Here is a 23496-nt window from a genome sequence, read left to right as displayed (position 1 = left end):
TCCACTAACATGCTCTACTGCTTTAACACAACCCCATTACCTCTATTAAATTTGTTCTCTTTCAATTGCTCGTTAGTGAATTTGAATTTTCTCTAATCTTTGAGCAAATTTCCAGCAATAACAAGACGCTGAATCTCTTGCGTTCCTTCATAGATTTGAGTGATCTTGGCATCTCTCATATAGCGTTCCACGGGATATTCCCTTGTGTAACCATATCCGCCAAATACTTGCAATGCCTCAACTGACACTTCCATTGCGGTGTCTCCAGCAAAAAGTTTAGACATCGCAGATTGAAGTCCATATGTAATCCCTTTATCCTCACGCCATGCCGCTTGATAGGTCAACAAACGGGAAGCTTCGATTTTAACCGCCATATCCGCTAACTTAAATTGGATAGCTTGAAGCGCGGAGATTGGTTTTCCGAATTGAATCCGTTCCTTCGCATACGTAAGCGCTTTATCAAAGGATCCTTGAGCGATACCCACTGCCTGTGCAGCAATTCCGTTTCTTCCTCCGTCAAGAGTCATCATCGCAATCTTGAAACCTTCACCCACTTGGCCCAGAAGGTTTTCTTTTGGAACACGGCAACCATCAAAAATTACTTCCGTTGTTGCGGAAGAGCGGATTCCCATCTTTTTCTCCTTTTTCCCTACAGAGAACCCAAGGAAATCCTTCTCCACAATAAATGCTGTAATTCCCTTATGCCTTAATTCCGGGTTGGTCTGAGCAAATACGATATAGATGTCCGCATAGCCTCCGTTCGTAATAAAAATCTTTGAACCGTTCAAAACCCACTCATCCCCGTCAGGAACAGCCGTAGTTTTCATCCCGCTGGAGTCTGATCCAGATCCAGGTTCTGTCAAGCAATAAGCCCCCATGCTTCTTCCTTCTGCCATGGCCCGCAAATATTTTTGCTTTTGCTGTTCCGTTCCAAACTTATATACCGGCCATCCGGCTAACGATGTGTGAGCAGATAGCGTTGTCCCTAGGGAAGCATCTACTCGTGACAACTCTTCCACTGCGATCACATAGCTCAAATAATCGGCACCTGCACCTCCATACTCCTCCGGCCAAGGGATCCCGCATAAACCAAGCTCCGCCATTTTGTGCCAAATGTTGATATCAAAGTATTCTTCTTCATCACGCTGCGCTGCAGTCGGCTCACATTCTTTCAGCGCAAACTCACTCACCATTTTTCTCATCATTTCATGCTCTTCTGATAATTGAAAGTTCATTTTTTGGTCTCCTTTAAATATGTTTTTATAAACTCAAGCTTTTAAAATTGCTTCAAAAAACCATAGATTCTTTAAACTTGACAGTTGATTGAGCGCTCGTTCGCTTATTTGTTCCTTACGCGCAAATTTGTACCGGAACGATCCTATGACCATCCGTGTAAATTCGTCGACTGGGAATTCCAGTATATTTACACCTTTTGCTCAATCAGCCTTCGTGTATAGATAGTTACCCATTTCCTAGGCAGCAACCCCACAGATTTAGACATGAGTTTATTTTTAAAGCCTGGGATGATCACCTTTTTATTCTTCATTAACCCCTCAAAGCCAAACCGGGCAACTGCATGCGGATCCATCAAGTCCTTAATGAACAATTTCGTACCTGTTGTGGCTAATTGCTCAGTAAGCGGAGTTTTGGTGGAAGGCGGGCATAACGCACAAACTTGAACTCCCGTTCCTTTCAGCTCTTCCGCAATGGCTTCCGTAAAGGATAAGACATACGATTTGCTTGCTCCATACATCGCCATCCCTGGAGTAGGCTGAAAGGCCGCTGTTGAAGCTATGTTTAAAATTTTACCTTTCTTTCGTTTCACCATTTCATCCGCTATTAATTTAGTTAAATACGTGAGCGAAATCATATTGAGCTGCAAGTAACCTATTTCTTTCTGAATATCCAGTTCCGTCATCAGCCCTAATCCACCGGCACCCGCATTGTTAATCAAAATATCCGTATCGATTCCTTTACTTTTCAAATACATATGCAAGCTGTCTACCGTTGTATGGCTGCTCAAATCACCGGCAAATGTCTCGACTTCCACGCCAAAATCCTTTTTAAAAGTCTCGGCTTGTTGTTCCAACAACGCTGCGTCTCTTGCAACTAATACCAAGTTATAGCGATTACCTGCGAAAACCTTTGCGAATTCCAAACCGATCCCTTTAGTAGCACCTGTAATCAAAACAGTTTCTGTTGGCATCCCCCGTTAAGTCCTCCGTGTTTTAATTATGTTGAAACTCTATTTTTATAGATTGAGAATATTCAAATATTTTCAAATCTTATTTCGATTATAATCATTAATTTTAATTAAATAAAATTAAAAAAATTAATTTGTAATTAAGTTCCACTAATAATATAAGTCGCATTATTTTTCCTTGATGAACTCTATAGGAATAGACATAAAAAAAGATGACTCCTTTAAAAGAAGTCACCCCCAATTTACATACTCTCACATATATTGTCACATATATTATCACATGGGCTAGGTTGCTTTGCTCTCTTTAAAATTTCGTTATGACTCCATTAAAGAAGTCACCCTAATTTACATACTCTCACATATATTGTCACATGGGATAGTTTGCTTTGCTGTCTTTAAAATTTTGTTACGTCAATTGGTTCAATACCTTCAGCGGCACAATGTTCATGATATCTTTTCAGGAATGTTTCCCAATTGTCTCTTGCTAGAATTTCCCCATTCTCTCCGATGTAATCTAGTGTTCCTTCTACTATATTAAAGGTAACAACATCTTCATCCCCTACAGCCTGAGGTGTATGTTTGGACCCTGCAGGCTCATAAACCATATCGCCCGGTTTGGAGACCCAATCATCCTCTAGATATCTCCAAGAGCCTTGAACGGTGTAAACTATTACAGTTCCTGGATGGAAGTGGGCCGGAAGCTGCATACTCGCAGGGACATATAATAATGTAACTGTTTGCCCTGTCACAGGGTTAGCCTTAAGCAGTTTAAATTTTGCATCTCCAAAATAAGGAATCTAAGGTAAATCATCTGGACAAACATTATTGGCATGATATGCTACTACTTCTTTTACTTCTTCCATTTCTATCGCCTCTTTCAAAGTTTTTTGTCATTGTTAGCGCTTCCATTATTCAACTAAATAACAAGAGCAAATTGATTAATTTTAGTTTATTTTAATGATTATTTAAGTAAAATGGCTATTTTTAATATATATATTAGTATTAATAACATACACTATTAAATTGATAGATTAAGCAGCTATGTTTTTGCTGAAATTTACTTTGCACCAAGGCCACCATCGATAACCAATATTTGTCCCGTACAATAATCAGAAGCTGTTGATGCAAAGTAAAGGACTGCTCCTGCTAAATCACTGTCTCTTCCCAATCTTCTCACTGGAACTTGGGCGGCAATGAAATCACCAGCTTTGTTTACTAGAGTTCCCGGGATTTCTGGGTTATTCATTCCAGTAGTGAACACTCCAGGAGCAATTGAATTGACATTCACTCCATGGCGGCCCCACTTAACTGCAAGATCCTTTGTTAAGGTCATTACTGCACCTTTACTTGTTGTATATCCTACAGAATCTACGGCTTCCGGGTCAGTACCTTTAAAGCCGATACTGGAAGAAATATTAATGATTTTACCATATTCGCTATTAATCATATGTTTTCCAACAGCCTGACACATCAAAAATGTTCCTGTTACATTTGTATTGAGCATTGATTGCCATTGTTCTAAAGGCATTTCCGCAGCCGGAGCTTCAAAAACCGTTCCGCAGTTATTCACTAAGATCTCGATTTTTCCGAATTGAGAAACAACTTTCTCCACTCCTTGAACCACAGATTCAGGATCTGTCACATCCAACGCCAGGGCAAGTGCTTGTCCGCCTAACGTTTCAATTTCTTTCACAACTTCTTCGCAAATCTCTTTACGACGTGAGCAAATGACTACGTTTGCACCAGCTTCAGCCAACGCCAGGGCCATTACACGTCCAAGACCGGACCCCCCGCCGGTAACAATTGCGGTTTGTCCCGTTAAGTCAAATAATTGGTTTAACGCCATTCTTGATTTCCTCCTATATTTCAGAATATTCTAAGATTTTTAAATCTTATTGATATTCATTATACTTATAGTTTATAATTAAATAAAATTAAAGATTTTAATTTTAAAATTAGTTTTACTAATATACAAGGGGTACAACCATGAATATTGAACAGTTACAATATATAGTTGAAGTTGCAAAATACAATTCTCTGTCAATAGCAGCACAGAATCTACATGTAACCCAATCCACAATCAGCCAAGCCATTACACACCTGGAAAAAGAGTTAGGTGTTAAAGTTCTCAAGCGGTCACGGGGGCACGGGGCTGTTCCAACTGATGAAGGCAAAAAGATTCTCAAACTTTCCTATGAAGTACTAAAAAAGCTTGAGGAAATAAAAGAGACAGCTAACTTAATCAATTCCACCGATGTGGGAGAACTTAAAATATCTTCTTTACCCGGATTAATGACATTTTTAGTAAAAGCGATTGCCGCTTTTAAAGTTGATTATCCGCATGTAAGTTTGGAGATTGCTGAAAAAAGCGGATCGAATGCCATTGAAGCTGTCCGACAACATAAAACAGACATCGGACTGATTACATATTCGCCTGATTGAAATATAAACATAGAAGGATTAGTTTTTGAAACATTAATAGAAGGGAAACAAAAGGTATATGTTTCCAAGCATTCCCCCCTGGCATTTCTTGGTACCATAACTCCTCAAGAGATACTTGATCAAACACTAGTCACATATAACGGAGAGTTTATGCAGTATTTTGTTCAAGATTTTTTTAACAAAAATAAGCCCATGAAAACTCTATTTACTTCAGATAATATCGATGGAGTTGGCCAAGCCATCATTGAAGGTCTAGCTATTACATTTGCTCCTGATTTCGTCATGAAAAACTATCCACTTGTCATCAATGGGGATATCATACCGGTTGATTTCGTGAATCATGATGCTGTGAATATTTCATTAGGGTTGGTTCGATCAGAGAATAAACATTTATCCACTTTTGCCAATAAATATATTCAATATCTAAAATCTGAGATTATTAAGTAGAATTAAGAAAGAAAAAAGAGAAGCATCTTGTTCCCTTTTGGATCTGAGCTTCTCTTTTTACCCTTTAGTATGAATAAATAAGCATTTTATCTTCTATATTGTTATAGAAGACTTTTGCCTTACCCTACCACCATAAGTTAAATGGGAACTAACCGTAAAAGATGCCTCAGTCTTCCCTATTACTTCATCAAGTGTTACACCCTCTTGAATTTCCATAAGAACCATTCCTTCGGATGTAAAATCAAATACTGCTAAATCTGTAATCAATCGATGGACCACCCCTTGGCCTGTCAGCGGGAGAGTACATTGTTTTTTGATTTTGGATTCATTGTACTTATTGGTGTGTTCCATTATGACCACAATTCTTTTGGCACCATGGACAAGGTCCATCGCTCCCCCCATACCCTTAACCATTTTTCCCGGGATCATCCAATTGGCCAAGTCCCCTTGCTCGGAAACCTCCATACCGCCTAGGATGGCCAAATCAATATGACCTCCCCGGATCATGGCAAAGGACTCAGCACTATCGAAGAACGAACCGCCTACTACCGCAGTAACCGTTTCTTTCCCAGCATTGATAAGATCAGGATCTTCATTACCTTCAACGGGATAGGGACCAATGCCAAGCAATCCATTTTCAGATTGCAATAATACCTGGACTTCATCCGGTATTTCGTTTGCCAGTAAAGTGGGCATGCCGATTCCTAGATTTACATTCATTCCATTTTGAATCTCTTGAACAGCACACTTAATGATTTTTGTTCTGGAATCCATCACTGATTATTCCTCCTAGAAAAACTGCATAGAATTATGTTTACCAGGTATTACTTTTAAGAGTGCGCTAATGGATGTTTGACGGTACGGCGCTCAATTCTTTTTACATACCCGGTTCCTTTCAGTATCCTTTGGACATAGATCCCAGGTGTATGAATCTCATCTGGATCAAGGGCACCTGGTTCAACCAATTCCTCCACTTCGGCAATCGTTACTCTGCCTGCTGTCGCAGCAAGTGGATTAAAGTTTCGTGCCGTCTTCCGGTAAACAAGGTTTCCTAATCGATCTCCTTTCCATGCCTTGACGAGAGCAAAATCTCCAACAATACCTTCTTCAAGAATGTGCATTTTCCCATTAAAAAGCCTATGTTCTTTGCCCTCTGCAATTGGCGTTCCAACACCAGTCGGTGTATAGAAACCAGGGATACCGGCTCCTCCGGCCCGAATTCTTTCAGCCAAAGTTCCTTGAGGAACAAGTTCAACTTCTAATTCTCCACTTAAAAATTGCCTTTCAAAGATCTTGTTCTCCCCTACATAGCTGGCCACCATTTTCTTTATCTGCTTATTGGCAAGAAGTAAACCGAGCCCCCAATCATCCACTCCACAATTGTTGCTGACGATTGTCAGGTCTCTTGTCCCCTTCTTTTGTAACGCTAGAATCAGCCTCTCGGGAATTCCCGAAAGACCAAAACCGCCGACGATAATGGTTGCACCATCCTGAATATCTCGAATTGCTTCTTCAAATGTTGCGATTACCTTTCCGACCCTTGTCAATTATTTACACCCCACATTTTTAAGCTTTATTTTGTACGACTATTTATCATATTTAACTACTATGGTCATCAGAGTAAGTCTCGGATATCTTTTCCCGACAATCCCAGCACTCACTGCGATTTTGCTCCATGATAGCTAATGCTTGATTACAAGAAACACAACGCTCTATTTCGGCTATTTCCTTTACAAATTGACTCATTTCTTCCCCCTCCTCGATTCTTCATGGTCTTTATACACTCACTGCCTCCTTAGATTTTACTGTTTTTTGACTTGTCTTTACGGATCTTACTCCGATCCAAAACAACAAACCGATAACGAACATAATCAATGAAGTTACTTGAAACCCATAATGATAACCAATAGACTGAGTCCGGGCATATTGGACTAGGTACCCGAAAACAAGCGGAGCAATAATACTGGCTGAACTAGAAAGTGCTACGTAGGTACCTTGCGCTTTTCCTATATTTTTGGGAGAGAAAAAATCCATCAACACAGCTGGTGCGAGAGAAAGAATGACAATCGCAAATCCAGGAGCGAGGATGAAGAGTAAAATAGAGATAGCAGTAGAATTTACGACACTTGCGAGATATAGACAAACAGCAGATAGTAGCATCGTAAGTCCTGCAAGATTTATCCGAGCTTTACGAATATCTTGTGTTTTGCGATAAAGCCTGTCTGAAATAAGCGCAAATCCAATTTGGCAAACGGCAGCGAAAAGAAACGGTAATGACACAGCCAGTTTTAATGTTTTACCGTTAAAATGTTCAATATTGGTAAAGTATGCCGGAAACCATACCGATTGAACCGCCAATAACCAATAGGCACAGCCAGCACATAAAACAGTAAAAATAAAATTTCTCGAAAAAAGATGCGGTAGAAACTGGCGCCAAGAAACCTTAGAGAGGGTTGCTGAATGCTGTTCCTCTTGCTCAATATTAGGCAAACCAATTTCTTGCGGACTTTCTTTACCGAAAATCATCCAAAAAATAAGCACAATAAGTCCAGTAATCCCCATTGCAATAAAAGCAGCTCTCCATCCATTACGACTAATCAATGAAATTAGTAATGGCGAAGCAATTGCTGGACCGATTGTTGCTCCAAAAAGGACTGCACCAAAGCCTATCCCATGTCTGTGTTTCGGGAACCATTTTCCGATTAAAGACGTTGATATGGCAACCGCTGGACCTTCTCCAGCTCCCAAGATCATTCTTGTAGCCACCAGTAGAGAAATACTGGATACGAAAGGTGTGGAAAATTGAACCAGCAACCACACAAATGAGATCCAGGTTAACATTTTTTTCGTATTTTTGGAATCGGCCAAGCCACCAAGAATGAAAGAAGAAAAGATAAAGAACCAAAAGAAGGAACTTCCGACAAATCCCCATTGTGAAGGACTTAAATGCAACTCCCTCATTACGGGAACAGAAACCAAACCAATGATAATCTTATCAACTTGGTTGATCATTCCTGTAGCAACAAGAAATATTAAAATAATCCAAGAATATTTTGGTGTTTTCAATATATAAATCTCCCCTTACTATTACTATTTAGGGAAATCCTTTGCCAAAATTCTAAAAGAGACTCCCCATCGCATGAAACAATTGGTGTTCCTATGAAACAATCTATAAGGTAAATTCATGATGGTTAAGCAAACGTTATCTATTAATTTTTATTTGTTCATTTCCATTACCTAATGTTTTCTGCAATACCACCAGCTGTTTTTTCACGGACGGGAATACCGCCGCGGCCCGCTTTACCTGTGTGCTCATCTATAAACATTGCAAAATCAGGCGCAATTTCACGGCCATTGGGTATCGTAAGCCACAATCTTAGTAGATGACGTTTACGTTCGGGTTCTTCATAATCTTCATAAACAGTTCGTGAATGAAGAACGGTATAATTATTGACAAATTGCATATCCCCCGGTTCTAACATCATATTAAAATGCATATTTTCATCATGAAGGAGGGAATCTATCAAGTCATATGCTTCCATTTCAACTTTTGACAAATTGATACCTGTTTTCGCTTGTGCAGATTCGACATATCCACGATTATATCTGCAGCTTAATTTACCTTTGTAAAAGCTAAAGACCGGAGATGAGTAAACTGGTGATTCTCCTGGTGATTCCTCACCACGGCGGTCCAAGTAATAGGGACGATAGAGAATACCAAGATACTCCGGGTATTTCTCAAGAATTTCATTATAAACAGCCATCGAACTTACGATACTGCTAAATCCCCCGGATTTAGCTTTTCGAAGACTTAATAACCCGACTACATCAGATCCATCAGGATGAAAGGGAAGATGAGCTTTCGTTTGGTAACCGCGCACATTCGAATCATTAATGTCAAGTCCTTGGTCAATGACATGCCCCAAGAGGTCCCCTTTTGCATTTTGAGTAACAGGCATGCCCATATGAAGACCGAGTCCCCAGAAAACAATGCTCGCTTCCTCATCGGTATACCTTTCTATTGGTAATCCACGAATTAATAAAAACCCCTTCCCATTCTCCAGTTCTTTGACAAAGTAAGCAATTTCATCGGTGAGTTCAGGAATTGGAAAATCATCCTTGGTAAAATCAGGTGCTTTTAAGCCCTTTTGTTTCACTTGAATTAAAGCGTTTTCAAGAGATGTAATCGCTTTTGCAGACAAATAATAAATCCATGAATCATTTTTAACCAGATCAATACCTTTCCAAACTGATGGTCCTAGAATTTTTTCCCTTAAAATGGACGCCATTGAGACTACTCCCTTCGTTTTTCTAATTCGAATTTTAAATTTACCTTGTTTTCAGATGTCTCCCCTCTTCGCAAAAATGAAAGCGCTTTTAATAATAACTATTACAACAGTGCAAATAGTTATTACATTGATTATATTCATAATTTTCAGTGAAATAAAATTAAATATTCCAATGTGCAAATAAGTATTTCTTATTTGAATGCAAGGACATAGTACTGACATGAGCCAGAACCATAATACAATGTAACAGCACGATTTTTCTTATTCATTCAATAACTTTCTCTTATGACTTATTAACATTATTAATTTACAGATTAATATCTTTAATTTTATTAAATTAAATCCAATATGTAGAATCAATACTAGATATAGATTAATCCATTACAAAATCACTTCGACTTTAGGTTGTTGAAATTGAAACAGGAGGTTGAACTATGGACTTAAAGTTATCCGGAAAAAAAGCACTAATCGTAGGAGGAAGCCGGGGGATTGGAAAAGCAATTGCCCGCCAGTTGGCTCTGGAAGGTGCAGATTGTACAATTTGTTCCAGAAACGAATCCACTCTAAAGGCTACAGCAGAGGAATTAGCGCAGGAGACAAACAGAAATATTTATCCTATTGTGGCAGATATCACAGATCCTGCCTCAATCCAAAATTTAGTTGAACAATCAGTAGCCGCGATGGGTAACATCGATATATTAATCAACAGCGGAGCCCGGGTCGGCGGTGGAGAGTCAGAAGATTTTCACGGCATTAAAGATGAGCTTATTTTAAAAGACTTCGAAGAAAAGTATATGGGCTATTTCCGCTGCATGCGGGCGGTTACTCCTTATATGATTGAAAATAATTGGGGACGCATTATCAACATAAGCGGCCTGGCTGCTAGAATCGGCGGCAATTATTTTAGTTCCGGTCCCCGTAATGCATCTGTTGTCCATTTAACCAAATCTGCATCATTGGAATTAGGCAAGCACGGAATTAATGTCAATGCAATTTACCCAGGTATTGTCGACACTGAAACGAATAGATCACGAATGACTAATGAGGAAGCATTACGCCAGGCGGCCGCATTGAGTCCGCTTAACCGCTTGATTACAGCGGAGGAAATTGCCTACGTAGTGGCCTTTTTGGCTTCACCTTTGTCAGCATCGATAACTGGCGACGTTATTTCGGTAACAGGCGGCATCGGGAATAATGTTTATTACTAAGAGTATTAGATAAATTGAATAGGAAAGTTCAAAAAAAACGGGCCTCTTAAAATCTGAGGCTCGTTTTTTCGAACTTATTATCAACGTTAAGACTAACTCATATATTTGGTGTTACTCAAGAACTTGCTGATCTTATAAACAGTCGATTCAATGTTCTTGGGGAATGCAGCCATGTGCGCAAAAAAACCGTGGACCATACCGGCTTCGCATGCATATTCAACTTGTACTCCAAATCTTTTCAGTCGTTCAGCATAAGCCCACCCCTCATCCCGAAGCACATCGTTTTCCGCAGTAATCACAATTGCTGGCGGGAGACCAGATAGATTTTTAGCAATCAAGGGAGAAGCACACTCATTACACCGGTCCTCTTCATTTCTTAAATAATGATCACGGAACCAAACCAATTGCTCCCGATCCAAACCGAATCCTTTGGCGAATTTTTGATGGGATTCCGTATTGAACTCAAGGTTTGTCGGAGGGTAGATCAGGACCTGTGCAGTAATATCAGGACCTTTTCTGTCTCTCGACACCATCGTTACTACAGTCGCCAGATTTCCGCCAACACTATCCCCGCCTACAGCCAATCTAGTAATATCTCCGTTAAAAATGGATCCATTTTTATAAACCCATTCCAATGCTGCATACGCGTCTTCCAACGGAATCGGGAACTTATACTCAGGAGCAAGGCGATAGTTTACAGATACCACAATACTTTCCGTTCTATTTGCTATCATTCGGCAACTGGAATCTACCGACTCAATATCGCCCAGAACCCATCCACCGCCATGGTAGTACACAAAAAGCGGGAATGGACCTTTCCCTTCAGGTACATATATCCTGCATTTAATTTCATCATCCAGACTCACCGGAATCATTTTATCCTCTACCTTTGAAAGCGGCTCTAAAGTCACTTTAGCACTCGGTGCTTTAGAAAGTATCTCTCTTACTGTCTTTGGATCCATCTTATGAATAGGGGGCATCTGATTGAATGCCTGTAAATATTTCTCTGCTTTCGGATCTAAATTTGCCATTAAACATCATCCTCATCTTTATTTTTTACCAAAACTTAAAATGGTGATTTCTTTCACCATTTTCGGATGAAAAAAATCACCATACTGCTTGTGATAAGAAAAAGGGTGTTCTAACTAATACTTGAGATTATTTAATCGGTACTCCGCCAATATAAAACTCGAAATCCGGAGCAATTTTCCGGCCATTTGGCATCATGAGCCACAATCTTAATAAATGGCGCTTCTTGTCTTCCTCTTCGTAATCTTCAAAATTAGTCCTTGAATGAAAAACGGTGTAATTATTGACGAATTGCATATCACCCGGCTCCATCATCATATCAATATGGAAGTTTTCATCATGAGTAAGTGAATCGATAAAATCAAAAGCTTCAATTTCCTCTTGTGATAAAGGGATACCTGTTTTCGTTTGAGCTGATTCAACATATTGGCGTATATATCTACAGCTCAATTTACCTTCGTAATAGCTAAAGATCGGTGTTTGAACTACTGGAGATTGACCTTTCGTTTCTTCCCCGCGAAGATCATGAGCGAAAGGACGATAGAGTATGTCAAGGTACTCAGGGTGCTTCTCCAAAATTTCATTATAGATCGCCACCGCACTTGCAATACTGCTTAAACCGCCGGATTTGGCTTTGCGAAGACAAAGTAATCCGACGACATCAGCTAGATCTGTGTGATAGTCAAGATGAACATTTGTTTGGTAACCACGTACTTTTGAATTATCATTAAAGTCCTTACCTACGTTTTTGATGTGCCCTAACAGTTCCCCATTTTTGCTTTGAATGATCGGCAGACCCATGTGTAGTCCGAGACCCCAGTAAACGATTGCTGCTTCATCGTCAGTATATCGATCCATAGGTAATCCCCGAATTAATAGAAAGCCTTGCCCGTTCTCCAATTCGTCAATAAAATAATCAACGACTTCGGCAAGGCCAGGAATCAAGAAATCCTCCTTTTTAAAATCAGGTGCCTTTAATCCTTTTTGTTGAACATGTAACACAGCTTTATCAAGAGCTGCAATAGTCTCTTCTGACAGATAATAAATCCATGAATCATCCTTCGCGAGGTCAGTTCCTTTCCAGGATGATCTCCCTTGAATTTTTTCGTTTAAAATAATTGACATAAATAAGCCTCCTTCAAGAATATGTTTTCTGGAAATTCGCGTTAGCGAGGAATAATTGACTAACTATTACGAATTTACAGATTTTAGTATACTTATAATTTTTAATTAAATAAAATTATTATTTTTAACTAATAAATAAGTATTGTTAATATGGATTAATCTCTAAAACTGGTACATTTAAAATGCAAAATGCTTTCAAATGTTTAAATGTTCAATTGTTCCTCAGCTTTTATTGCAGTTTGACTTTGCCTTGCGGGACGTACACCAACCCAGAATAATAGTCCAATCACAGCCATACCTAAAGCAGTCACTTCAAACCCATAGCGATATCCAATTACCTCTGTCTCCGCATATTGGATCAAGTAACCGAATACGAGCGGTGCAATGATACTTGTCGAACTTGCAAGAGCAATGAACGTTCCCTGTGCTTTCCCAATATTTTGAGGAGAATAGAAATCCATCAATATGGCAGGGGCAAGGGAAAGAATGACATAGGCAAAACCTGGAGCCAGTGTAAACAACAGGATGGAAATCGCACTCGAATTCACAGTAATGGCAAAATATACACAAACGGCCGATAACACCATCATGGAGCTGGCGAGATTAATTCGTGCTTTACGAAGATCACCTGTTTTGCGATACAGCCTATCTGATGCAAGCGAAAATCCTATCTGACATAACGCGGCAAAAAGAAAAGGTAAAGACACCACAAGCTTCAATGTTTGACCATTAAAGTGTTGAATTTTAGTAAAATACGCTGGGAACCAAACGGCCTGAAGGGCCAATAACCAATAAGCACATCCCCCGCATAACACGGTAAAAATAAAATTTTTAGAGAAAAGATGCGGTAGAAACTCACGCCAAGATACTTTGGAAAGAGTCGATGATTGCTGATCCTCCTTATGATACGAAGGCAGTCCGATTTCTTCGGGACTTTCTTTCCCGAAAATCATCCATAAAACTAGCACAATAAATCCAACACATCCCATAGCAATAAAAGCAGCTCTCCATCCATGTTGTTGGATTAGGGAGATTAATAGCGGCGAAGCAATCGCTGAACCGCCCGTGGTCCCCAAAAGAACTGCGCCAAAGCCGATCCCATGTCTATGTTTTGGGAACCATTTCCCCATTATCGAAGTGGATAGTGCAGGGGCCGGTCCTTCGCCTGCTCCTAAAAGCATTCTTGTGATGACCAACAGTGAAAGACTGGAAACAAAAGGTGTGGCAAACTGAACGACCAACCAAATCAAAGACATCCAGGCCAGCATTTTTTTCGTATTTTTAGAGTCAGCCATGCCGCCAAGAATGATAGAGGAAAGGACAAAAATCCAAAAGAACGAGCTTCCAACGATTCCCCATTGTGAAGGGGTTAAATGAAATTCATTCATAACAGGAATGGAAACCAAACCAATGATAATTTTATCTATTTGGTTGATCATTCCACTAATAACGAGAAATAGTAGTATAATCCAAGAATATTTTGGAGTTCTCAAGCTGTAATCCCCCTTTTGATTACCATTAAGGGAACACTTTTTCTTATAATTAGAAAAGGTGTTCCCCCTTGTTGTAAGAAATCAGATTATAAAGTTAAGTTTCTAAGGCTTGAGCCATTACTTCAGGTTTTCTACAATCCCGCCGGATGTTTTTTGACGGACGGGAATACCGCCGCGGCCCGGTTTACCAGTTTCCTCATCAATAAACATCGCAAAATCTGGTGAAATTTCACGACCATTTGGCATGGTCAGCCACAATCTTAATAAATGACGTTTGCGTTCCGGTTCCTTATAGTCCTCATATTGTGTACGTGAGTGCAGAACAGTATAATTATTAACGAATTGCATATCACCCTTCTCCAACATCATATTAAAATGCATAGTTTCATCATGAAGGAGAGAATCTAGCAAGTCTAAGGCTTCAATTTCAACTTTTGACAACTTAATCCCTGTTTTCGCTTGTGCTGATTCGATAAATAGACGGACATATCGGCAACTCAATTTTCCATCATAAAAACTAAAGATTGGTGATGGAAAAACTGGAGATTCCCCTGGGGCTTCCTCACCACGGCGGTCAAAGAAGAATGGACGGCAGAGAATTCCAAGATACTCAGGGTGCTTCTCCAATATCTCATTGTAAACAGCCATCGAACTTACAATACTGCTGTAGCCCCCAGATTTTCCTTTTCGAAGGCTTAATAAACCAACTACATCGGATCCGTCAGCGTGAAACGGAAGATGCAGTTTTGTTTGGTAACCGCGAACATTTGAATTTTCCAGGCTCAATCCTTGATCAATGACGTGACCTAAAAGGTCACCATTTGCATTTTGCGAAACTGGAATACCCATATGTAGCCCGAGCCCCCAGTATATAATGCTCGCTTCTTCGTCGGTATACCTTTCCATCGGTAATCCGCGAATTAATAGAAAGCCTCTCCCATTCTCCAATTCTTCCACAAAGTAAGAAATTTCATCATCGAGATCCGGAATCGGGAAATCCCCCTTGGTAAAATCCGGTGCTTTTAACCCCAATTGTTTAACATGATCTAAAGCGTTTTCAAGGGATGCGATTGTTTTTTCGGATAAATAATAAATCCATGATTCATCCTTCGCCAGCTCTACACCTTTCCATGCCACTGATCCTTGAACTTTTTCCTTTAAAATAGATGTCATAAAAAATCCTCCTTAAAATAAAATGATTAGTTTTATTGAACTTCCAATAATTGTCTTAACTCTCTACGTAAAATTTTCCCTGTTGAGTTCTTAGGCAACTCTTCCAAAAATTCTACTTGACTAGGAAGCTTGTACTTTACCAGCTTATCCTCACAGAAATGGATAATATCATTTAATGTAATCTTTTCATCCTTGACAACTACATAGGCTTTTACTATCTCACCGTACTCGCCATCAGGGACACCGATTACTGCCGCTTCCACAACGCTCGGATGCTGGTACAATATCTCCTCCACTTCACGTGGATAGACATTGTATCCACCGACAATGATGATGTCCTTCTTGCGGTCCACAATGTAGAGGTATCCTTCTTCATCCATTGTGGCCAGATCACCAGTGGAAAACCAACCATCCATAATTGCGGCTGAAGTGGCTTCTGGCATGCGCAAGTAACCCTTCATGACATTCGGCCCTTGAACTACTAATTCACCGACTGCTCCTCTCGGCAATTCTATACCCTCTTCGTTGACTACCTTGCTCCTAACACCAGGAATATTCACACCAATAGAGCCAGGTTTCCGGGTTCCCTTTAAAGGGTTAATGGCGACAAGAGGAGCCGTTTCCGAAAGGCCATACCCTTCCAGGATAGAGACATTGAACTTGTTTTGAAATTTTTGCAGCAGTTCAATCGGTATGGAAGCTCCTCCAGAGATACACACGCGAATGGATGAGAATTCTCCCGCAGTCACTTCGGGTAATTGATAAATGAAGCTATACATGGTCGGAACTCCAGCGAACACAGTTGCCTTTCTGTCGCTGATAGTCCTGACCACTTCAGCAGGGCTGAATCTAGGCTGGATCAGAATCGTTGCCCCGCAAGCAATTGGTGCATTCAGGCAAATCGTCATACAGAAAACATGGAACATTGGCAATACAGCAACTACACGATCTATATTTTGAAGCTCCAGTAATTTTGATATCGAGTCAGCATTTGAAGCCAAGTTCCGATGGGATAACATGACACCCTTTGGTTTACCAGTTGTTCCAGAAGTGTAAAGAATCACTGCAAGATCTTCCTGATTGATGGAAGGGCTTTCATAAAAGTGAATGCTTGCTTTCGTTAGATGCTTCCATGTCCAGTCCTGATCCTCTGTCTCGGTATAAATGACCAGCTTTAGATTTTCCAATTGTTTTCTTACTTCTGTTAACTTTGGTTCTACAGATACGTGAGCAATGACTGCCTTTGCTTGACTATTCTCTAATATGTAGCCGATTTCCCCCTGAGTAAACAGAGGATTGATTGGAACGATAAATGCACCCAGCCGTAGGATACCGTAGTACGAAATAATAAATTCTGGGCTATTCCCCAATATAAGTGCCACTCCATCCCCCTTTCCAACTCCATGGGCAGACAATCCAGCAGCGACTCGATCAACCAGCTGACTAAATTCCTGATAAGTAACACTTTTATCTTTATAGATATAAGCAATACTATCTGGGAAATTTTTCACGCTCCTTTTCAGATTTTCATCTAAATTAAAACTCATGAAATTACTCCCTCCTTTTACTCACATTCAAGCGTTCGAACGCTGACTATTGTGAATATTTAAAATTTTGATACCTTAAGTATACTTATAAATAATAATTAAATAAAATTAAAGATTTTAATTTATAAATAAGTATGTCTAATTTGCAACATCAGCTTAGTAGAAACATTGACTTATTAATAAATGAATTAATAAATGGAGTTTATTTCCGAATATTATCAAAACCAGCAAATAGCTAATTGATACACCATCAATTAGCTATTTTACTTATAGCCTGGATTTTAGATCAATTTACGTTTTCTTAAATGAAAGTCTAGAATGGAAAACGGAAGATTTATTAAAAAAGGGATATTTTACCAAGGAGAATAGAATAGCGTGGAATAAATTAGTTAACCTGTGTTATTGGATGCTTATTAAAAAAATGTAGCAATGCTTTATTAAATTCCTTAGCCAATTCAATTTTAGCAATATGCCCCGCCTTCTTTAATATAACCAACTCAGAATTCGGGATTTGTTTATGCATCCAAATTGGGATCATAACTGGGATTATCGTGTCATATTGAGCTCCAATCACAAGTGTTGGTACCTCTATTTCCGCCAATAGTAAGCGATTATCAACTTCTACAATCGCATCAATTGCCTTACACATACCTTCAAAATTAGGTTTAAAACATTTTTCCAAACTTTCAATGTTTTCTTTATCCCAAGAATAAAAACAATTTCTAACTGTGAAGATTTTTCACATATTAGAGGATAATATGCGTGATCTTGTTTTAATGAATTCACCGAAATACATACCTAATGGTTTAAATAAATAAGGAGTTGTACATGCAAAAACTAATGATTTGCATTTTTCCGGAGCCTGACGGTAAATTTCTTGTACTACAATTCCTCCCATGGAATACCCACAAATATGTGCGCTTACAATATTTAGCGATTCAAGTAAGCCAATTACATCTGCCGCCATGTTTTCAATTGTAATACCTTCCAGTGTAGGATTATCCCCGTGCCCCCTTAAATCAGGAATTATCAGATCATAGTGATTAGCCAGTTCAAATTGTTTAAACCACCCTTCTTTGCATGAAGATAACCCGTGTATAAGAACACATGGTTCACCATTCCCTATACGTATAAATGGCATGGTTTTACTACTTAGAATTGCATCATCCATGCTTATTGACTCCTTTTATGGAAATGTTTGTTTTTAATTTGCTCTATAATAGTATTTGAGGAAGTAATAAAACAGAACTTATTTTAAAGGTTGAGAAATTTACTAAAAAAGTTAATGATTGATGAAATCACCAAACTAAAAGCAGACTCTAAAAGTAAAAAACCTAAAAAGTAAACTTTTTGAAGTCCTAACTCCCCCTTAAAAGACCGATTGAATATTTGGTAAAAGGCAGCTTTCAAACTGAAATGCTGCCTTTAATTTATTTGTTAACTGCCTTTGAATTCAATTTAATTTCCTTATTAGATTCAAAGGACCATTTCATCATCGGAGGAGTTACAACTGTTGTTACTATAACAACAACAATAATTGTAGCAAATAAATCCTGGGTAATTAAATTGGATGATAGGCCCATTGATCCAACTATTAATGCAACTTCACCACGTGAAACCATTGCAGAACCAATTCCCATTGAGCTATTCCAACCAAATCCAGAAAGTTTTGCACCTGTACCTGCACCAACAAATTTCGTTAAAATGGCTAAGAAGCTAAGTAAAATAATAAGACCCAAATTATCAAGAATGCCAGTAAATTTAGCAGAAATTCCGATGTAGGCAAAGAATACTGGAACAAAAATCGAATCACTTAGTGTTTCAACTTTTTCAAAAACTTCCTGTTTGAATTTTGTTAAACCGATAGCAATACCAGCGATGTATGCTCCAATAATATTAGCAACACCAGTATATTCAGCCGCAAATGCATATACCAAACAAATAATTAATGCAGATGAAAAAACAGCCTCACTTACAGGTAATTTTGTAGATTTATTCATTGCCCATGGAACAACTTTCCAAGCAATTATGATAGATACCACAAAAAACAATACTTTCTTTATTACTAATATTGTTAAAGATACTTCCCCACCGCCAGCAAAGGACATTAATATTGCCAAAATTAACATTACAACAACGTCATCCAAGACGGCAGCACCCAATATTACACTTCCTTCAGATGTCCTTAATTGATTCATTTCTTTAAGAGTTTGAACTGAGATACTTACACTTGTAGCAGAAAGCATTACGCCTAAAAACCAAGATTGGATGTTAGATAAATCCATCATGATTCCAGCAAAGTATCCTAAAAATAATGGAGCAATGATTCCTCCGAAACCTACAAATGCAGATGATTTTCCATATCGTTTAAATTCATCAAGATCAGTTTCTAGGCCAGCAATGAACATTAGCAAAATAACACCAATCGTACTAAATGTTGATAAAGAATCTGATGCACTGATAAGTCCAAAAACAGACGGTCCTAATAAGACCCCAACAATAATTTCTCCTAACACGGAAGGTTGACCTATTTTCACACTCAAACTTCCTGCAAGTTTAGCTGCAATGATAATAAGTGCTAAGTGAAGAATGAACATATAAATTCCACCTTTCTTTTTTCCAAATAGAAAAAGAGCCCATTTTCAGATAAACAGGCTCTAAAAAACATACAAAAAGCCCGTCAACCAAAGGGCATAATACCCCCTTGGTGACAGGCTCCTCCAAACGTACAATATTAAATTACTAATATATTAACATATTTTATAGTGTATTTCCATACCGTTTTTACTAATCCCATTTCTTTAACTTGTTAATCACTTTTTCTTTCAGAACCATTAAAAAGGTGGTTTCTCCTTTTTGGATCTTTTGCTTGTTCCATTCATTCATACTGGCAACTGTAATGAGGATGAGTCCTGCAACTAAAAGATATCCCCACCAAGGCATATTCCCCCAATAAGGTCTTGTTTGTAAAAATACATTTAAAAGCAACACGCCAGAGCCAATAAAGAAATAGGATTTGATTTGCAGGTACATTCCTGCTAACAGGGAAATCAGGGATAATGAACCTAAAATAATCGCATCGTATATCGTTGAACTCGCAATACCATCTTGGATTAAGAGGATCGCAACAAAACCTAGGACGCCCCATTCAAGCGGTTTCGTAAATTGTACATACATCGCCTTCAATTTAATACGAATCAATATTATCACTGCCACCAGCGGCAGAACCATCGACTCCCGGTCCCATAATGCAGGGATATTCAAATCCCTGATAACCGAATAATAGGGCTGCAATAAGTAAAGGCTTCCTAACATCACGATATAAACTGAATATTTTTCAGGAATCCTATTTCTTTGTATCCAAACAGAAATAGAAATAAGCAGCCCAGGAAGTGGCTCCGTCCAGATAGATTGATCATTAAAATAATACATAAACGCAAAAAATAAAAAGGCAATAACTGTGTATCCATCTACCCTTATTTCATGAGGTTTTTTTCCAACCTCAATGAATTGTTTATACACCAATTGACCAGCCAAAATCAATAAAATGCCTATTCCCCCTGAAAGGAGTATTTTTTCAAGGGCAACCAAATTGTCCAAAAAGGAAAATTCAACAGTTGCAATAAAGAATATAAACAGCGGCAGAATAACCAACTGATCCCATCTTATTTTGTGTAAATAAATCAAAATGGCAAATGTATAGATGCAAGTAATTAAATATGGAACCCATTCAAACGGATATGCATTTAGTGTAATGCAAAGACCTATTAGTGAAAAAGGAACAAGATAATAAACGGTTCGTTTTTTATATTCAGGGTTAGCTGCCATCCAAAATAGTACGAGTACGATACTTGTAATTGGAAACTCGTAGAATCGATTTACCGAAATGAATAGATGCTCCATACCCAGTGAAGTCACACAGAAAACGCTCGTAAAACAGCCATAGAGAAAAAGCTTTATACTCCACTCGGAACCTATCTGTCTTGCGCTTAAAGCATAGACTATAATGGCAATGGCAAAACTTACCCAAGCCGCATCATGAAAAAAGAACCATGTAAACCCGAGTGCAGCAGGATAGATGGTATGACCAATCCATGCAAAGGCAGACGATAGTTTTTGATCTTTATTGCGCATAAGATAGCTAATGACCAGCAGGACAACAGCACTCATTGTCCCAATCAATGAATTCGAAATATGATTAAATTCTATTTTCATAAACAATCCATGAACACAGGAAAAATAGGTCAATAATGTTTCCATGCCAATTAAAAACGGCACCCATTTTGTCCCGATCCTTTTGTACAAATACGAGTACATCCATACCCCAATGAGGAGGACAAGCGGCTGTACCCATAGCTCATTAACTGAACTTAAATAAGATTGAACTATTGCCAGTGTATAAAAAATTTGGGCTAAATATAAGGATGTATGCTCAAGCTCTTTTTCTTTTAACTTTTTCCAGGCGAAGCTTGATAGTAAAACAAGAATTGCCCCCGCTGTAAAATTAACTGTAGTCCCATAATCCTTTTCATATAAAACAGAATGAGCGTTCATTTCCTTTCCAAAGGCTATAATGGAAAGTCCAAAGGAACTCGGTAAAACCCATAAAGCCGCTTTCTTATAAAGAACCCTTTTTTCTGATTTGAGCAGCAAATAAGAACTAAGGACGAGCAACAGGAGCATAACACCTGATTCCCACCATTTTTGGAGAATAAGTGCAGTAAAAACAGCTAACCCCATCACTACAATACTGACATCCCTGGAGCTGATTTTTACAATGTCCATGACTACGCCTAAACGGAATATCCCAAATAGAATAAACAAAATGAAACCTGTAAAAAACAGTGTCAATGAAAAATGGTAGTTAACGAACAAGCTAATGTATAAAAGTGCTTCCATGATTGCCACCGTCAAAAAGATTGAACTTAAATACGGGAATAAGGCTCTAGGAGTGTGATGCGATAAATACATAAAATTAGCTGCAATAATAAGATAAGCAATTAACAGCACAAGCGAAGGCTCTCCAGAATGCAGCAGAATCCCTTCAAGGCTAATATAAATAAAGGCTAAACAGGAAATAACCGCACTAGTGACCTGAAAAACCTTATCCAGTGAAAATTCTTCCTTCAAGGCTTTAGGAATAAACATAAATCCAAAGCCGACAAAAGCATAAACGATTGGTCCGACTGACTCAAGCATGGAATGTTCGATTAACTGATAAATTCCATAAACAATCATAGCACTGAAGATAAAATGATACTCTCTCCTTCCGCTGACATAGATCATTGATAAGTAAATAACCGCTGTCAGCAAGAGATTGACACTATACAGGATTTGATTATTATAAAAAAACAGCATTAAAAGTGTACATACAATCAGATTGGCTTGGATGTAAGGAACAAGCTCGCTAGTGAATAACGTGAGGTCTTTTCTGTTTTTTAAAAAATGATAACCAAAAATCAGAATAGCATTATAACCCATCAAACCTAAATAAAATAAATCGACCTCAAGCTTCATACTGGCTAGTAAAAATGCAAATCCAGTTGTGAGCGAAAGATAGGTAAACCAAACAAACAATCTTGACCCAAGTTTTTTTGCATAATACACATAGACGACGATGGGGATGAAACTTCCCAGCATTCCAAGAATATTTCGTCCTTCACCGGTAATGGATAAATAAGGTCCTAAAAGACCAAACCACCCTAGGGAAAGAATGAAAATGGGCAGAAATAAGCTTCCAAGTATTATAAACGCAAAAGCGGTTTTCTTTATATGCAATACCTTTTCAGATAATAGGGATATCCCGAAAAATAACAATGCCACTATCCCGATTGACCCACTTTTCATCAGGCTGGACATTGATTCCCAATTACTGGTTGCAACAAATAAACCGCCAATTAATAAAAAGATCACGCCAATATTAAGCAGCCATGTTATATTTCTTTCTCTGATTTCTTCTTGTGTTAATGTCTTTTTTATTTTTTGTATTTTTTTAGGAACAGGTTTTGGAACTGTTATTTTCTTTTCAGGCTCTTTTAATTGTTCCTCAGTTTCTTTTTCGATTAAATTAAGGTGAAATGAATGATGAGCTTTCGCAACCGTATCAACAATTGCTTCCGATAAGTAACCCTTTTCTTTTAATGCATATAATTCCTGCCTGAAAATTTTTCTTCTCTCTTCTCTTAAATTTGCCTCCATTCTATCTCCCCTCTAAAAATAATCTTTACATTCCTACCACATTTTCCCTCTATAGTGTAATTTTACACCATCGTTTATTTTTTTCAACAATTTCATAAAAGTTTCCTTTTTTTATTTAATCGGGAGTTCGTCCATACAAATGGACTTGAAAGTACATACATTTAAAGTGGTGAATAAAGGGGGTGTAAATTTATGAGCTACGGCGGAAATAACAGTTTCGCTTTAATTGTTGTGTTGTTCATTCTTTTAATCATTGTAGGTACTGCTTTCATGGGAGGTTTCTACTAAGCCCCAGTATCTGACCTCACTGCAACCCAGAAACAAACTTCAGCTCCGGCGTTT

The 23496-nt window shown here is 38.5% G+C and carries 20 protein-coding genes and 1 pseudogene; 3 read left to right on the top strand and 18 right to left on the bottom strand.

What is annotated here, in order from left to right:
* Window positions 1-92: 92 nt before the first annotated feature.
* The 4 genes from J2Y67_RS03775 to J2Y67_RS03760 all read right to left on the bottom strand — a co-directional run bounded on the left by J2Y67_RS03775 (window position 93) and on the right by J2Y67_RS03760 (window position 4049).
* Window positions 93-1235: an acyl-CoA dehydrogenase gene (locus tag J2Y67_RS03775; protein WP_310170745.1), complete on the bottom strand. Its 1143-nt coding sequence runs from the start codon at window positions 1233-1235 to the stop codon at window positions 93-95.
* 188 nt (window positions 1236-1423) lie between these two features.
* The gene (locus tag J2Y67_RS03770) at window positions 1424-2206 is read right to left on the bottom strand and encodes an SDR family NAD(P)-dependent oxidoreductase (protein ID WP_310170743.1); all 783 of its coding nucleotides are present in this window, start codon (window positions 2204-2206) and stop codon (window positions 1424-1426) included.
* A 392-nt stretch (window positions 2207-2598) separates the two neighbouring features.
* A complete protein-coding gene (locus tag J2Y67_RS03765) occupies window positions 2599-2970 on the bottom strand; it encodes a 2,4'-dihydroxyacetophenone dioxygenase family protein (RefSeq protein WP_310171173.1) in 372 nt (123 codons plus the stop codon).
* A gap of 290 nt (window positions 2971-3260) precedes the next feature.
* Entirely contained in the window at window positions 3261-4049 is a 789-nt protein-coding gene (locus J2Y67_RS03760; protein WP_310170740.1) for a glucose 1-dehydrogenase, read from the bottom strand.
* A 140-nt stretch (window positions 4050-4189) separates the two neighbouring features.
* On the opposite strand from J2Y67_RS03760, the pseudogene J2Y67_RS03755 reads away from it, so the two are divergent.
* A pseudogene (locus tag J2Y67_RS03755) lies at window positions 4190-5092 on the top strand (LysR family transcriptional regulator).
* A 93-nt stretch (window positions 5093-5185) separates the two neighbouring features.
* On the opposite strand, the gene J2Y67_RS03750 reads toward J2Y67_RS03755, so the two are convergent.
* The 5 genes from J2Y67_RS03750 to J2Y67_RS03730 all read right to left on the bottom strand — a co-directional run bounded on the left by J2Y67_RS03750 (window position 5186) and on the right by J2Y67_RS03730 (window position 9381).
* Window positions 5186-5866 (bottom strand): 3-oxoacid CoA-transferase subunit B, encoded by a 681-nt coding sequence (locus tag J2Y67_RS03750; RefSeq protein WP_396954040.1) that lies wholly within the window; start codon window positions 5864-5866, stop codon window positions 5186-5188.
* A gap of 56 nt (window positions 5867-5922) precedes the next feature.
* Window positions 5923-6639: a CoA transferase subunit A gene (locus J2Y67_RS03745; RefSeq protein WP_310170734.1), complete on the bottom strand. Its 717-nt coding sequence runs from the start codon at window positions 6637-6639 to the stop codon at window positions 5923-5925.
* Between the two features lie 52 nt (window positions 6640-6691).
* Window positions 6692-6838 carry a hypothetical protein gene (locus J2Y67_RS03740; protein WP_310170732.1) on the bottom strand — a complete coding sequence of 49 codons (147 nt, stop codon included), beginning with the start codon at window positions 6836-6838 and terminating at the stop codon, window positions 6692-6694.
* Window positions 6839-6868: 30 nt separating this feature from the next.
* On the bottom strand, window positions 6869-8158 hold the full coding sequence (locus J2Y67_RS03735) for an MFS transporter (protein WP_310170730.1): 1290 nt from the start codon (window positions 8156-8158) through the stop codon (window positions 6869-6871).
* Between the two features lie 167 nt (window positions 8159-8325).
* Window positions 8326-9381, bottom strand: coding sequence for a TauD/TfdA family dioxygenase (locus tag J2Y67_RS03730; RefSeq protein ID WP_310170727.1), 1056 nt, complete (start codon window positions 9379-9381; stop codon window positions 8326-8328).
* 434 nt (window positions 9382-9815) lie between these two features.
* Here J2Y67_RS03730 and J2Y67_RS03725 point away from each other — a divergent pair, with 434 nt between their 5' ends.
* Window positions 9816-10589, top strand: a complete 774-nt coding sequence (locus J2Y67_RS03725) for an SDR family NAD(P)-dependent oxidoreductase (RefSeq protein ID WP_310170724.1) — start codon at window positions 9816-9818, stop codon at window positions 10587-10589.
* A gap of 92 nt (window positions 10590-10681) precedes the next feature.
* On the opposite strand, the gene J2Y67_RS03720 is transcribed toward J2Y67_RS03725, so the two are convergent.
* The 9 genes from J2Y67_RS03720 to J2Y67_RS03680 form a co-directional block, all read right to left on the bottom strand.
* Window positions 10682-11620: an alpha/beta hydrolase gene (locus J2Y67_RS03720; protein ID WP_310170721.1), complete on the bottom strand. Its 939-nt coding sequence runs from the start codon at window positions 11618-11620 to the stop codon at window positions 10682-10684.
* Between the two features lie 127 nt (window positions 11621-11747).
* A complete protein-coding gene (locus J2Y67_RS03715) occupies window positions 11748-12743 on the bottom strand; it encodes a TauD/TfdA family dioxygenase (protein WP_310170718.1) in 996 nt (331 codons plus the stop codon).
* 203 nt (window positions 12744-12946) lie between these two features.
* The gene (locus tag J2Y67_RS03710) at window positions 12947-14236 is read right to left on the bottom strand and encodes an MFS transporter (RefSeq protein ID WP_310170715.1); all 1290 of its coding nucleotides are present in this window, start codon (window positions 14234-14236) and stop codon (window positions 12947-12949) included.
* A 117-nt stretch (window positions 14237-14353) separates the two neighbouring features.
* Window positions 14354-15409: a TauD/TfdA family dioxygenase gene (locus J2Y67_RS03705; RefSeq protein WP_310170712.1), complete on the bottom strand. Its 1056-nt coding sequence runs from the start codon at window positions 15407-15409 to the stop codon at window positions 14354-14356.
* A gap of 32 nt (window positions 15410-15441) precedes the next feature.
* A complete protein-coding gene (locus J2Y67_RS03700) occupies window positions 15442-16956 on the bottom strand; it encodes a long-chain-fatty-acid--CoA ligase (RefSeq protein ID WP_310170709.1) in 1515 nt (504 codons plus the stop codon).
* A gap of 385 nt (window positions 16957-17341) precedes the next feature.
* Entirely contained in the window at window positions 17342-17605 is a 264-nt protein-coding gene (locus J2Y67_RS03695) for an alpha/beta fold hydrolase (protein WP_310170706.1), read from the bottom strand.
* Between the two features lie 90 nt (window positions 17606-17695).
* The gene (locus J2Y67_RS03690; protein WP_310170703.1) at window positions 17696-18127 is read right to left on the bottom strand and encodes an alpha/beta fold hydrolase; all 432 of its coding nucleotides are present in this window, start codon (window positions 18125-18127) and stop codon (window positions 17696-17698) included.
* Between the two features lie 259 nt (window positions 18128-18386).
* Entirely contained in the window at window positions 18387-19553 is a 1167-nt protein-coding gene (locus J2Y67_RS03685; protein WP_310170700.1) for a cation:proton antiporter, read from the bottom strand.
* Between the two features lie 190 nt (window positions 19554-19743).
* The gene (locus J2Y67_RS03680; RefSeq protein WP_310170698.1) at window positions 19744-23154 is read right to left on the bottom strand and encodes a hypothetical protein; all 3411 of its coding nucleotides are present in this window, start codon (window positions 23152-23154) and stop codon (window positions 19744-19746) included.
* A 192-nt stretch (window positions 23155-23346) separates the two neighbouring features.
* Here J2Y67_RS03680 and J2Y67_RS03675 point away from each other — a divergent pair, with 192 nt between their 5' ends.
* Complete coding sequence (locus J2Y67_RS03675) at window positions 23347-23442, top strand: YjcZ family sporulation protein (protein ID WP_310170696.1); 96 nt, start codon at window positions 23347-23349, stop codon at window positions 23440-23442.
* Window positions 23443-23496: the final 54 nt, after the last annotated feature.

The sequence above is a fragment of the Neobacillus niacini genome (assembly GCF_031456445.1).
In the GTDB taxonomy this organism is placed as follows: Bacteria; Bacillota; Bacilli; order Bacillales; family Cytobacillaceae; genus Neobacillus; species Neobacillus niacini_I.
The sequence above is the reverse complement of the archived record's forward strand: the minus strand, read 5'-3'. Positions and strand labels throughout refer to the sequence as shown.